We start from the raw sequence: 14,406 nt of genomic DNA, 5'->3' as shown, positions 1-14,406 counted from the left end.
AATCATCTAAAATTCCACCAAACATCAGTCTTCGGCGGGTCGCCGATGGTGTAAGGTTCTCCAATTTTAGGGACGTTGAAAGGCATATTCACTTTCCCGGCAGCTGGTACTAACTTTTCAACGGCCTCATTCCAGGGATGTGAAGCCTCAACAAACTTACCCCAATGCACCGGCTGCAACATTTTTGCATTCAGATCTATAGCAGCTTGTGCCGCTTGGCCTATCCATAAATGCGTCCATGGATAATTGGGGCTATATTGTCCGCATTCCAAAAGCGCCAGATCAAAAGGACCGTATTTTTCGCCTATTTCTTTAAAGTGTGGGCCGTAGCCGCTATCGCCGCTATAAAAAATTTTGTATTGAGCGCTTTGTATCACGTAGGATGCCCACAAGGTCTTGTTTCTGCTGGAGTAGGTGCGGTTACTCTTATGCTGCGCTTTTGTAGCTGTGATCTGCAACCCACCCGGCAAGGTTGTAGATTGGTTCCAGTTTAGTTCGATAATTTTCTTAGGGTCAAAACCCCAGTATATCAGGTTTGAACCTACTCCCAAAGGCACTACAGCTAATTTTACACGGCTTTTCAATCTTTTTACGGTTTGGTAATCCAGGTGATCATAATGGTCGTGTGATATCAGCAATACATCAATAGGTGGCATATCCTCAGCGTGGTAATGCCCCGTTCCTGCAAAGGCACGCATTACACCCGGGATAGGCCCTGCGTGGTTATTAAATATGGGATCAATGAGAATGTTGCCCTGCAGAGTTTTTATGAGCAACGAAGAGTGTCCGAACCAAACCACGGTAGGCGCTTTGGGCGTTAAAGCGTTAAGATCTGTTTTCACCCAAGGCATTGGCCGCGATGGCCTTACCGTTTTTGGCTTATGGGTACGCAGAAAAAGAAGGCTGCGCTTTTTTGTCGTATCAGCCTGTTCGGCCAGGTTTTCAAAAGAACCGTTCTTGTAGTTGGGCTGCTCTTCCAGTTTGGTAACGGCGGCTTTGTTTGGGTTTCTGCCAACTGATTTAAATAACCTGCAACCCGTAATTGCAATCAATAGCGATACAAAGAAATAAACACCCAAACGGCTTCTGATCATAATCGTATGAACTCAATAACGATTATTGGCGATAATTATTTTCTTTCAAAGTAATTTAAGGCGGGTTGCAAGATGTCATCCATTCTCTACCATACACATTAAATTACCGCCTTTTTTTGTGCTGATTAAATGGCATGAAGTGGTAACCGTAACGATGTTACCGTTTTTTGTTTTGTGCGCAAATGAAACACATTTATTGATGCCGTGAGTTAATGCGCGGAGAGTGCTATAAGTTTCTATTTTGTGTTCAGGGGGGCTGATATCAAGCAGGTTCATCCTTAAAAACTTAACGCAGCTTCATTAACATCGGTAAAAGCCATGGTGCGTGCGTCGGTAATCCACATAGGGTGGGGGTTTTCTTCAAAATAGCCATGATATCGCTTTTCGCTTTCGGCAATGGTGGCAGTGTTTGAGCGGATGAGGTAATAGAGAAAGATGCCGGTAATTAAAACATAAGCAACGCCTTTTACGCTGCTCAAAAAAAGCATTAGTTCAAGGTCAACATGATCGCGTAGGGCAAGCAACAGCTTATCGCTCAGGGTTATCCATAATATCCCCGCGATGACGTATAAGATCGCAATTTTTATCGCTCCTGATCGCATGACTATCAACTTTTCATGTCAAAGTATAACTACGTAACGCCAGGTTGGTTCGGTTTTATTTACAAAAGACTTTAAATTTAAATTTTAGGATCCTCTTGGTGATTACCAATGTTAAGGCGATCATGTTTTTAATCAGGATTTAAAAAATGCAAGCATTTCTTCCAGGCCGTTGGGCGAGTGCATCAATTCCGTCTGCTGTAAAGTAACCGCTGCTGTTTCAGCGGCGCGCTTACGCATGCTGGTTTCGTAATTGGCAATAGCAGCCAAGGAATCATCAAAGAGAGGGCCGGTTAAGGCTTCGGCTAATTCAAGGGCATCCAGCATGGCCATGTTAACACCCTCGCCTGCGTACGGTGGCATTAAATGTGCAGAATCACCAATAATAGTTAAATCAGCTTGTGCCTGCCAGTCCTGATCAAGTGGCATACAGTATTGCGGTCGCGGAATAATCGGCGACTCGGCGTTTTCGAATAGCTCAAGCCAGATGTCGCTCCATCCTGCAAACTTGGTTTTGAACCAGTTTGCTACCTCCTGCGGTTTGGTGAAATCAATTCCTGAGGTAATAGCCCAGTCCTCTTCACTTTTAAAGCCAACGTAGAAAGCTATGCTGCCATCGCCTTTTGAACTTACAATTAGTGTACAAGAATCGCCAAGAGTAAAGATTTTGCCGCCGTTTAGGAGTTTCATAATCCTCGGTGCTTTTTCAATGGCATTGTAAACAGCACCTTCTATAACGGTGATGTCAACAAAAAATGCTTTGAGTGTGGTGAGGTACAGGCGTATTTTAGAGTTTGCACCATCAGCACCAATCACTATGTCGGCCTCAGTAGCATACTCATCGTTGAAAGCAATAAGCCATTTATTTTCATTCCGTTGCATAGACTGAAACCGTTTGTTCCACACAATTGTGCCTGGCTCCAATGAATCGATTAGTATGTCTCGTAACGGGCCGCGGTCAATTTCCGGGCGCGCATCTGCACCTTCGCGGCTTTCCGTATCTCGCAGCAAGGGTTCGGCATGTTTGTCGGTGATAGTCATCAAGTCGGCACCGGGGCGATAATATTTTTCAAACTCACCCATCAAACCGGCGGCGTTTAATGCTTTCAAGCCTGATTCGTGATGGAGATCTAAAGAGGCACCCTGTACTCTTACAGTGCGGTGTACGTCTCGTTCATAAACCTTAACACTTAATCCGCGCATTTGTAACAGGCGTGCAAGGGTAAGGCCTCCTGGTCCACCACCTATAATAGCTATGTTCTTATTTTTTATGGATGTCATCGGTGATTTTCTTATTATAACTGAAAGCCCTGTTACATTAAATGACGATCATTAATGAAGAACCTTTTACATGATAAAATTTCAGTAGCTCATGTACTAAGATTTGTCGCTTTATCACCATATTTAGGCTAATTTAAAATCGATGAAAAATTTAATATACTGCCTGCTTATTTTGTGCGCCTTTTATTCCAAGGCCTCGGCTCAAACATTTTCTGCCGATGATTTTAAAGCCAATTTAGGCAAAACCAAAACCTTGTGCGATGTTGTTGCATCGGTTAGAACATTTAGCGATACGCTAACGTTGATAAATATGGGTGGTGCCTACCCTAATCAGAAATACACCATTGCCGTAAAAGGCGATAAGATAAAAATGGATTGGCCAAGCCTTAAAGGCAAAAATATTTCTGTTACGGGTGTTTTTGCCTTACATAAGGACAGGCCCGAAATTGTTGCCACGGAACCAAAGCAAATTGAGTTAAAGTAAATAAGGGTGAACCAGAGTTTCTTATGATGAAATTTGGATGAAAAAGTTTAAATGTATCATTTACAGATGCTTTAAATTTTATAACTTGAACCCATCTTAAACCGTCACAATTTATTACCCAGTGGTTATTTATTTAACCATGTATAATAAACTTAATGAGTATTCTTACTGATAATATATATTTCGGCGAGCCTGGTAATGAAGTGTTGATACATCATGTGTTTGAACAACGTGTTACCGAACATCCCGAACTTATTGCGGTTCAATTTGGGAATGACAGCATTACCTATGCCGAGCTTAACGGTAAGGCTGATGAGTTGGCCCGTGTTATCGGGGCTACGTCGCCTGAAGGTTCAGTTATCGGTATCAGCGCAACGCGTTCTGTTACAACTATCATAAGCTTATTTGCCATTTTAAAAGCCGGCAAGGCTTATCTGCCGCTCGATCCAACCTTTCCTGCAGATCGTTTAGAGGATATCATAGCCGATTGCGGCATGGATACCTGCTTGTCGCCGGCAAGCGACGCCGAAGTATTCAGACAAATCGTTAAGAACGTTGTGGTTTCTGACGAGCCTTTACCCGCTGTTCATCAGCCTGAAAAGGTTGCAAAAAACAAAGTTGCGTACATCATTTACACATCGGGCTCAACGGGTAAACCAAAAGGTGTTTGTGTTGGCCATGCGGGTGTTGTCAATCTGATCAAATGGCATCACAAGATATCCCCGTACCTTTCTGCCGGGCACAAAATGCTGCAGTTTTCGCCGCTGATATTCGATGCATCAGTAATGGAAATCTTTTGCACGCTGAGTGTAGGTGGTACGCTGGTGCTGGTAGATGAGGCAACACGGATAGACCCAACCAGGTTGCTGCGCTACATCAATGATCAGCAAATCAACCGGATTAATGTTCCGTTTGTGGCGCTGCAGTATTTAACTGAGGCCGCCGATGCTGAGCAATATTTCCCGGCATCTTTACAGGAGGTAATAAGCGCGGGCGAACAACTTAAGATAACGCCGCAGGTATTAAGTTTTTTTAAAGCTTTGCCAAATTGCGTGTTTTACAATATGTATGGCCCAACCGAGGCCAGCGTTTGTACCACAGGATTGAAATTAGATGGCCCGGCTGAGAGCTGGCCGTTGCTGCCAAACATAGGTAAGCCGTTAAATAATGTAACCGTACACATCCTTAATGATGAACTGAAAGAGGTTCCTCAGGGCGAACAGGGTGAGCTTTGCATAAGCGGCATTTGCCTTGCCTACGGTTACCTAAACCGCCCCGACCTTACTGCAGAAAAATTTGTTGATTGGACGGATGCCAACGGAAAAATCTTCAAAATATACAGAAGCGGTGATCTGGGCTTCTACCTGCCCGATGGAAACATAGAATACCTTGGCCGTAAAGATACGCAGGTAAAGATAAGAGGTAACCGGGTAGAGCTTGGCGAGATTGAAGTAGTTCTAAATCAGTTGCCTGGCATACAGCAGTCCGTTGTGGTAGCCAGGGAAGATGTGCCCGGTCAAAAACGGTTGGTAGCTTACCTGATCGCCAACGGTAATAAAAAAGAAATATCATTTCTGCGAGAAAACATAGAACAGAAGCTGCCCGATTACATGATGCCGGCTGCATTTGTATGGGTAGATGATTTTATAAAAACTACAAGCGGTAAAATAGACCGAAACAGGCTGCCCGCGCCTGATATGCAGCGCCCCGAGCTTTCGGTGCTTTATAAGGCACCGTCCAACAGTGTCGAAAAGAATATTGCAGGCTATTGGGCAGACTTACTGCAATTAGATAAAGTTGGCGTTTACGATAACTTTTTTGAGTTAGGCGGTAACTCCATCCTGGCTTTAAAAACCGTAGCTGCGCTTAAAAAGCAATTCGGCTATACGCTACCGATAACAAAGCTTTATCAGTATCCAACGGTTAACGGCATAGCCTCGTATATTGATGGCAACAAAATTGTAGCAAAGGTTACCGCTGTTAAGAGCAAGCGCGATAAAATCAATAACGATGTTGCCGTTATCGGTATGGCCGTACGTTTTCCCGGCGCCAATACGATTTACGATCTATGGAATTTACTGACAGAAGGCCGCGAAACCACATCATTTTTTACTGATGATGAACTGGATGCAAGCATCCCGCAGCACATACGCAATGCACCAAACTATGTTAAGGCCCGTGGTATAGTAGAGAGCGCCGAAAGCTTTGATGCTGCTTTTTTCGGTATAAACCCCAAGGTCGCCGAATTGATGGATCCGCAGCAGCGAGTGTTCCTGGAGTTGGCATGGGAAGCTTTAGAGACCAGCGGTCACCTGCCCGGTAAATATGACGGCCCGGTAGGGGCTTTTGCAGGGGTGGGCAACAATACTTACTACACTAATAATGTATTATCCAATACCGATAAGATTGAGAATATTGGCCGCTTTTTAACGGCAACTATTAACGAGAAAGATTACATTGCTACCCGCACCGCGTACGAGTTAAACCTTACCGGCCCTGCGGTAAGCGTACACGCAGCCTGTTCAACATCTTTGCTGGCGATAGCCCAGGCTGCGGATAGTATCCGTAATGGGCAATGTAACGTGGCGCTGGCTGGCGGCTCTTCTATAAGTGCGCCCATTAAAAGCGGGCATCTTTACCAGCAGGGAACCATGCTAAGTGCCGATGGCCATTGCCGCCCGTTTGATGCCGAAAGCGATGGCACCGTGTTTAGTGATGGTGCCGGCATTGTGGTGCTCAAAAGTTTACAAGAAGCCGAACGCGATGGCGATCGTGTTTACGCCGTTTTAAAAGGCGTTGGCGTTAACAACGATGGCGGTGGCAAAGGCAGCTTTACCGCGCCAAGTGCAGCCGGGCAGGCCGGTGCTATTGCAATGGCTATCGCCGATGCAGAAGTTAAGCCGGCTGATATCTCCTACGTAGAGGCACACGGTACCGCAACTGCCTTAGGTGACCCTATTGAAATTGAAGGACTTAACCTGGCCTTTGGCAAACAAGAAAAGAACCAGTACTGCGCTATAGGCTCCATTAAAAGTAACATGGGGCATTTGGTAGCCGCAGCAGGTGTGGCGGGTTTCATTAAAACAACGCTGGCGCTGTTCTACAAGCAGCTACCGGCTTCGTTATATTTTACCAAACCCAATCCCAATATCGATTTCAGCGACAGTCCGTTCTTTGTGAACACGCAGCTTCGCGAGTGGGAAACAAATGGTAAACGCATTGCCGGGGTAAGCTCATTTGGGGTAGGTGGTACCAATGTACACGTTATCCTGGAAGAGTATGATAACGAAGTGCAATCATCAGGCGAGAGCAGGCCGCTGCAATTGATAAGCTGGTCGGCAAAAACGGCTACAAGTGCCTCAAAATTTGCAGACCGACTGTATCACTACGTTCAAAATAATCCGGAAGCGCCATTAGCAGATATTGCCTATACCCTGCATACCACGCGAAATAATTTCAAGGAGCGTAATTTCATATTAGCTGCTGATAATGATGATCTGCTGGAAAAGCTGACCAACTTTAAGCGCGATATAACCAATTCAAAAGTACTTAGCCAAAGCGCTACCGAAGTAGTGTTTATGTTTCCCGGCCAAGGCGCGCAGTACCTGAACATGGGCCGCGAGCTTTACACAGGCGAACCTGTTTTTGCTGATGCAGTAAATGAATGCGTCGCATTATTGCAAGGTACCGGCCAGGCCGATATTGCTGATGTGATATATACACCGGAATCGCCGGAGGCAACAGAAAAATTAAAGAATACTTTTTACACCCAGCCAGCCATTTTCATTACATCATACGCTATGGCTAAACTATGGATGAGCTGGGGCGTTGAGCCAACAATATTTGTGGGCCATAGTATTGGTGAATTTGTTGCCGCTCATTTTGCCGGCGTATTTAGCCTGGCCGATGCTTTGAAACTTATTACAGAGCGAGCCCGGTTGGTAAGTGAAGCACCTGAAGGGGATATGCTCTCGGTACGTTTAACGGCGCAAGAACTGGAAGCTATCTTGCCACAAGATCTTTCTGTAGCTGCCATCAATAGTAAAAAACTAACCGTAGTGGCAGGCAAAAAGGAGGCCGTTGCTGCCTTTGCAAAAGTATTGGATGAACGAGGTACGCCGGGCAGGTTATTGCAAACCAGCCATGCCTTCCATTCAGCCATGATGGATGACATCGTTAAACCTTTTGAGCAGATTGTAAGGTCGGTAAAGATAAATTCGCTGGTTAAGCCTATCATGTCTACTGTTACAGGCAATTGGTTAACAGAAGCAGAGGCTTGTGATCCGGCTTACTGGGCTAATCATTTGCGTAAAACCGTACGTTTTGCAAATGCGATTGAAAAACTTGCAGAAGATAAAGGACGTGTTTATCTTGAAGTTGGTCCGGGCCGAACGCTGGCTACACTGGCAGCACAGCAAACAGCAGATAAGCCGGTAGTTACTATCGGGGGGATGGATAACAGCAATAACCAATCGGAATATCAATCCGTATTAAAGGCCGTTGGGCAGTTATGGTTAAACGGCATCGAACCAAATTGGAATGAGTTTTACATCGGTCAGCGTAAGCGGTTGCGATTACCTGCTTATGCTTTCGACCGGAAAATATATTGGGTGGAACCTGTTAAAATAAACCCCGCAGGCATGGTAAATTACCAGCCGGAGGAGATAGTACCAGATACGCCACCCGCTAAAATTGAAGAAGATACTACACCAAGCATGATAACGAGAAAAGATTTTCTGGCCGAAAAACTTCAGGGCATTTTTACGGATGCCGCAGGTATTGATATTGACAATGCCTCTGCCGATGTAAGTTTCCCTGAAATTGGGTTCGATTCGCTTTTGCTAACCCAGATAGCCACCAATCTTAAAAAAACCTTTAATGTAAATATCACGTTCAGGAAACTGTTTGAGGATTATAATTCGATCAACCTGCTGGCCGACTTCCTGGATAAAACACTACCGGCAGACCAGTTTGGGCCACCGGCCTCAGCTAAAAAAGCCGCCGCCGCACCGCAATCTCAGCCGGTTTATGCGCAGGCCGCTACACCGCAACCGGTAGCATTTTATCCGCAGGCAGCAACGGCTCCTGTAACTGGTGCCGGTAGCGAGATGGCTTTAAATATGATCAGTCAGCAGTTGCAGCTGCTGGCTACGCAAATCGCGCACTTACAAGGCGGCGAGGTTAAAACAAAAACCGTTACGCTGCAGCCACCACCAATGGCTAATGAACTGAAAGGCGAACCTGTAGCGCCGCCGGTTTTAGAACCAGAGCCGGAAGTAACAGCCGAAGAAATGGTGGAGATAAAAAAACCATTTGGCGCCACTGCCCGCATAGAGCGCAAAGTGCAGGAGCTTGATGAAAAGCAATTACAGTGGTTAGAAGACCTTACCAAACGCTACAACGATAAAACCCGCAAAAGTAAAGAGCAAACGCAGGAACACCGTGCCTACATGGCTGATCCACGCGTGGTAAGTGGGTTCCGCCCGCTCACAAAGGAACTGGTTTATCCGGTTGTGATCAACCGCTCAAAAGGCAATCGCTTGTGGGATGTTGACGGTAACGAATACATCGATGCTTTAAATGGTTTTGGCTCAAACATGCTGGGTTACCAGCCGGATGTTTTGAAGAAGGCCATTATCGAACAAATAGACAAAGGTTACGAAATTGGCCCGCAACATGAGCTGGCAGGGCCGGTTTGTAAGCTGTTGTGCGAATTTACCGGTCATGACCGTGCTGCCCTTTGTAACACCGGTTCTGAGGCTGTATTAGGTGCAATGCGTGTTGCACGTACAGTAACAGGTCGCTCACTTATCGTGGCTTTCAGTGGTTCATACCATGGTATTATGGATGAAGTTATCGTTCGTGGTACCAAAAAATTAAAGACGTTCCCGGCTGCATCCGGTATCCTGATGGATAATGTGCAGAATATGCTGATACTGGACTACGGTACCGATGAGGCGTTGCGCATCATTAAAGAACGTGCTGATGAAATTGCCGCCGTACTGGTAGAGCCGGTGCAAAGCCGCCGGCCTGATTTTCAGCCGATAGAGTTCTTAAAGCAATTGCGCACGCTTACTGCAGACGAGCATATTTGCCTGGTGTTTGATGAGGTGATCAGCGGTTTCCGTTTCCATCCCGGTGGTACGCAGGCAATCTTTGGCATTAAAGCCGACTTAGGTACCTACGGTAAAGTGATAGGTGGGGGTATGCCCGTAGGTGCTATCTGCGGCAAAAAAGAATATATGGACGCCCTTGACGGCGGTTTTTGGGAGTTTGGCGATAGCTCGGTGCCAGAAGTTGGTGTAACCTATTTTGCAGGTACATTTGTTCGCCATCCCTTAGCGCTTGCGGCTACCAAAGCTTCGCTCGAATACATGAAAGAGCAGGGCCCGTCACTACAGGAAAAACTTACGGCAATGGCAACCCGCCTGCGCGATGGTTTTGCAAAAGTTTGCAGCGATGCAAATATTCCTGTTACAACCGTGGGTTACGGTTCGTTGTGGCGCATTAAGTTTTTGGAAGATGTACCATACAACGAGTTATTATTTACCCTAATGCGTTTGCGCGGGGTGCATATATTGGATGGTTTCCCATGCTTTATGACTGATGCCCATACCGAGGAGGATGTGGATTTCATGATAGAGCAGTTTAGGCAGAGCATACATGAAATGGTTGATGTAGGTTTCTTTAAATTTACATCGGCAGAAAACCATACACAACTTGTTGCCAACGGCACCGTAAATACAAACGGCACGGCAACCAATGTAAATTTAGAAGCGATGAACACCCCGCCAGTAGAAGGCGCGAAGCTCGGCCGTGATAAAGAAGGTAACCCGGCATGGTTTGTAAAAGATGAAGCAGACCCAACTAAATACGTGCAGTATAACATTAATAATAACTAATGCTAAACCAAACCCTTACTAATAATTCACGGGTTAGCGTAGAAGACTTTGATCCGTTTGCAGGGCCGGAGATAGCCCTGGTTGCACCGGCTACCGAACCGCAGATGGAGATCTGGACGTCGTGCCTCATAGGTGGTAACGATGCCAGCTGTGCATATAACGATTTTGCTACTATAGTACTCTCCGGCGAAGCTTTTGATAAAGAAGCTATGCTGAAGGCTGCACAAGCTTTAAGCGACAGGCACGAAGCGCTGCGCAGTGTTTTTAGTGCAGATGGCGCACATATCATTATTTACAAACACCTTGATGTTTTAGTAGATTATCACGATATATCCGATCAGGATGATGAACAAAACCGTGATTTTGTAAAAAACTATTGCAGGCAGTTAGCCATCACTGCTTTAGATCTTAAAAACGGCCCGCTGTTTAAGATAGCACTGATCAAATTAAATGATACTGAGCACCAGGTAATATTACTTACCCACCACATTATCTGCGATGGCTGGTCGATGGGGTTGATCATGCAGGACCTGGGTAAGCTTTACAACGCCTTTGCACAGGGCGTTGAGCCGAATCTGCCACCGGCGCCGCATTTTAGCGTTTTTGCTGTGGAAGAGGCGAATGCTAAGAACAGTGCTGAGCATCTTGCTACCGAGCAATATTGGGTAGAGCAATTTAAAGGCAGCGATCATTTGCTTGATATACCTACCGATAATCCGCGCCCAACGCCACGTACTTTTAAAAGTACCCGTGCAGACTACGGTTTGGATACCCAATTGGTTGCCGACCTGAGGAACCTGGCACGTAAAACCGGCACCAGTTTGGTAACAGCTATTTTGGCATCGTTCGAGGTGTTTTTACATCAGTTAACCGGGCAGGACGAAGTGATTGTAGGTTTGCCTGCCGCAGGGCAAGCAGCAACCGGTAATTTTGGTTTGGTAGGGCATTGTGTTAATTTATTACCACTGCGCAGTTTTCCGCATGGTGCACAAACGTTTGCCAATTATTTAAAAGACCGTAAAAGCACCATTTTAGATGCTTACGATAACCAGCAATACACCTTTGGCAGCTTACTGAAGAAACTGGCCATCCCGCGCGATCCTTCCCGCTTGCCGCTTGTGCCAATAATGTTCAATATCGATATCGGTATGGACGAAGGGATAGGTTTCCATAACCTTAAACACCGCTACATCAACAATCCGAGGGAATATGAAACGTTCGAGATATTCCTAAACGTTACGGATAATAAGGGTACACTTACTTTTGAGTGGTCATATAATACACAGCTTTTCCAGGCGGCTACCATTAGCCGTTTTATGCAGGAGTTTGAGCACCTGCTGCGTTACGTGGTAAAAACACCCGACGTACTGATAGGCAAACTGCCTTTGATGAACGCAGAACAGGTGCGCGAGCAACTTAACCGCTGGAATAATACCCGCGTTAATTATCCGCGCGATAAGCCATTGAATAAGATCATCAGTGAAACGGCAATGCAGTATCCCGATAAGGTGGCATTAAAGTTTGGTAAAGAAGAATACACCTATGCAAAGCTGAATGACAGATCAAACCAGTTTGCCGCAGTATTGATAGAGAATGGCGTTAGAGTAGGCGATAAAGTGGCTATCTCTGTTGACCGCAATGCCGACCTGGTTATTGCGCTTCTGGGTATTATGAAGGCAGGAGCAACCTACATTCCGCTCGATCCGATATTCCCCATCAACCGTATCAACTACATGCTGGAAGATTCGGCTGCTGTTGTATTGGTTACTACGAAAAAATATAGCGGTAAATACATTTCCAACGCTAAAGAGCTGTTGCTGGATGATATCATGCCTAAGCTTGGCAATTATGCTGATAGTGACCCGGCCGTAGTTGTGCAAGGCGAAGACCTGCTTTATATCCTGTATACATCCGGTTCTACCGGGCAGCCCAAGGGCGTGCAGATAAAGCATCATAACGCAGTTAATTTTTTATACAGTATGCAAAAGCAGCCGGGGCTAACCGCTGCTGATAAATTGCTTGCTGTAACTACCATTAGCTTTGATATTGCCGGGCTGGAGCTTTGGCTGCCATTAATAACCGGTGCACAAATTGTGCTTGCAGATGCCATTATGGTTAAGGATGGCCAGGAGTTATTACAAACCATCCGTAACGAGCAGATAACCGTTATGCAGGCTACGCCTTACACCTGGCGTATTATGCTTGAAGCTGGCTGGGGTGCAGAGCAGGTGAAGGTAATTTGTGGTGGAGAGGCCTTGCCGATGGACCTGGCACAGCGCATACTGGAGCGCGCCTCATCTTTATGGAACGTTTACGGGCCAACGGAGACCACTATCTGGTCTACCCTTAAAGAGATCAAAGCATCAGACGGTTTTATCAGCATTGGTAGACCGATAGATAACACTTACATCTATATTTTAGATAAGTTTCAAAACCCGTTAGGGCCGGGTGCTGCAGGCGAGATCTACATAGCGGGCGAAGGTGTTGCCAAAGGCTATCTTAACCAACCTGCGTTAACAGAAGAGAAATTTGTTCATGATCCATTTGATACCATAACGCCTAACCCCGTCATGTACCGCACCGGCGACCTCGGTACTTTTACTGCCGATGGAGACCTGATGTACATATCACGGATAGATGCGCAAGTTAAAATACGGGGTTACCGCATTGAAACGGGCGAGATCGAATTCAATCTTGGGAAGGAAGAGGCTATTAAACAGGCCGTAGTGGTTGCCCGTAATGATAAGAACGGCGTGGCCAAACTGGTGGCCTATGTGTTGCTGAACGATAACTTTAAAGGCATTGAAAACCCCACTGATCTGATCCAGAAATGGCGCACTGATCTGAGAAACTCGGTGCCTGACTATATGCTGCCGGATAACTTTGCCATTATTGATGAAATGCCGATGACGCCTAACGGCAAGGTGGATAAAAAGGTGCTGGCAGCCAGCGATATTGATGCTGCAGAAACGGTTAAATACGTAGCACCAACCACCGATACCGAAAGGTTGTTGTCAACTATCTGGAAAGAGCTATTAGGCATTGAGCAGGTGGGTATCAATGATAACTTTTTTGAGTTGGGCGGCCACTCGCTTATTGCGGTAAAAGTTATGGCACGTATAGAACAGGAAACAGGCGAACGCTTACCGCTTGCCATCCTGTTTGAAAACTCTACCATCGAAAAGCTTGCCGCCGTTATGGATAGCGATGTGTCTGCAGTATCATGGGATTCTTTGGTGCCAATAAAGCCGACCGGTAGCAAAGTGCCAATTTATATTGTCCACGGAGCAGGGTTAAACGTTTTGCTGTTTAACACGCTGGCCAACAATGTTGATGATGAGCAGCCTGTATATGGCTTACAGGCAAAGGGCCTTAACGGTGTAGATGAGCCTTTAAACAGGATGGAGGATATGGCGGCCCATTACGTTTCTTCCATCCTTGCACAAAATCCGGATGGTCCTTATGCTTTGGCGGGTTTCTCGTTCGGCGGATTAATAGCCTTTGAAATGGCGCGCCAAATGAAAGCGCTTAATAAAGATGTACGCATGCTGGCTATGTTTGACACCTATGCTTACCGTACACCGCATTACGATCCATGGGCGACCAAACAAGTGAAACGCGGGCTATATTTAGGGCGTAAAGTTTGGCATAGCGTTACCTTTAAAGATGGTTTCCTTAAAACCATTCGCAAGCGCAGTGAGGCCATTAAGAGAAGTTTGGTAAGGTTATTCTGGAAATTGAGGCACGGCGAGAAGCAAGATCAGGTAGGTTTTTTCGGTTACTCTAACCGTATTGATGAGGCTAATAACTTGGCGCAGAAGTATTATCTTATCGCTCCATCAGATCTGGAAATCGAGCTTTTCCGCGCGGAGACCCGTTCTTACTATCTCGATGACTATGAATATATGGGATGGAGACCTTATGCTTTAAAAGGTATCAACATCCATAGCGTTCCGGGTGAACATACTACCATGTTTAAAGAGCCAAACGATAAAATATTTGCCCGTGTATTGCAGGATTGCCTTGATAAGATCAATTATTAAGGC

At 45.9% G+C, this 14,406-nt stretch carries 6 protein-coding genes; 3 read left to right on the top strand and 3 right to left on the bottom strand.

Annotated features, from left to right (window positions below; genetic code table 11):
• Positions 1–2: 2 nt before the first annotated feature.
• From INP83_RS18450 to INP83_RS18440, 3 genes are all read right to left on the bottom strand, one after another.
• Complete coding sequence (locus INP83_RS18450) at positions 3–1,094, bottom strand: MBL fold metallo-hydrolase (RefSeq protein WP_219125423.1); 1,092 nt, start codon at positions 1,092–1,094, stop codon at positions 3–5.
• Between the two features lie 278 nt (positions 1,095–1,372).
• Complete coding sequence (locus INP83_RS18445; protein WP_219125422.1) at positions 1,373–1,696, bottom strand: hypothetical protein; 324 nt, start codon at positions 1,694–1,696, stop codon at positions 1,373–1,375.
• Between the two features lie 132 nt (positions 1,697–1,828).
• Complete coding sequence (locus tag INP83_RS18440) at positions 1,829–2,974, bottom strand: NAD(P)/FAD-dependent oxidoreductase (RefSeq protein WP_219125421.1); 1,146 nt, start codon at positions 2,972–2,974, stop codon at positions 1,829–1,831.
• Between the two features lie 142 nt (positions 2,975–3,116).
• On the opposite strand from INP83_RS18440, the gene INP83_RS18435 reads away from it, so the two are divergent.
• The 3 genes from INP83_RS18435 (at position 3,117) to INP83_RS18425 (ending at position 14,403) form a co-directional block, all read left to right on the top strand.
• Positions 3,117–3,458: a hypothetical protein gene (locus tag INP83_RS18435; protein ID WP_219125420.1), complete on the top strand. Its 342-nt coding sequence runs from the start codon at positions 3,117–3,119 to the stop codon at positions 3,456–3,458.
• A 155-nt stretch (positions 3,459–3,613) separates the two neighbouring features.
• Positions 3,614–10,360 (top strand): polyketide synthase, encoded by a 6,747-nt coding sequence (locus INP83_RS18430; protein ID WP_219125419.1) that lies wholly within the window; start codon positions 3,614–3,616, stop codon positions 10,358–10,360.
• On the top strand, positions 10,360–14,403 hold the full coding sequence (locus INP83_RS18425) for an amino acid adenylation domain-containing protein (RefSeq protein ID WP_219125418.1): 4,044 nt from the start codon (positions 10,360–10,362) through the stop codon (positions 14,401–14,403). Before INP83_RS18430 ends, INP83_RS18425 begins: the two co-directional genes overlap by 1 nt.
• Positions 14,404–14,406: the final 3 nt, after the last annotated feature.

Origin of the sequence: Mucilaginibacter sp. 21P (assembly GCF_019331605.1) — a bacterium.
GTDB classification, from domain to species: domain Bacteria; phylum Bacteroidota; class Bacteroidia; order Sphingobacteriales; family Sphingobacteriaceae; genus Mucilaginibacter; species Mucilaginibacter achroorhodeus.
The sequence above is the reverse complement of the archived record's forward strand: the minus strand, read 5'-3'. Positions and strand labels throughout refer to the sequence as shown.

What these genes read in the sequence shown, in the direction of transcription:
- INP83_RS18430 (WP_219125419.1), top strand. Translation starts at nt 3,614, where the DNA reads ATGAGTATTCTTACTGATAATATATATTTCGGCGAGCCTGGTAATGAA.
- INP83_RS18440 (WP_219125421.1), bottom strand. Translation starts at nt 2,974, where the DNA reads ATGACATCCATAAAAAATAAGAACATAGCTATTATAGGTGGTGGACCA.
- INP83_RS18450 (WP_219125423.1), bottom strand. Translation starts at nt 1,094, where the DNA reads ATGATCAGAAGCCGTTTGGGTGTTTATTTCTTTGTATCGCTATTGATT.
- INP83_RS18435 (WP_219125420.1), top strand. Translation starts at nt 3,117, where the DNA reads ATGAAAAATTTAATATACTGCCTGCTTATTTTGTGCGCCTTTTATTCC.
- INP83_RS18445 (WP_219125422.1), bottom strand. Translation starts at nt 1,696, where the DNA reads ATGCGATCAGGAGCGATAAAAATTGCGATCTTATACGTCATCGCGGGG.
- INP83_RS18425 (WP_219125418.1), top strand. Translation starts at nt 10,360, where the DNA reads ATGCTAAACCAAACCCTTACTAATAATTCACGGGTTAGCGTAGAAGAC.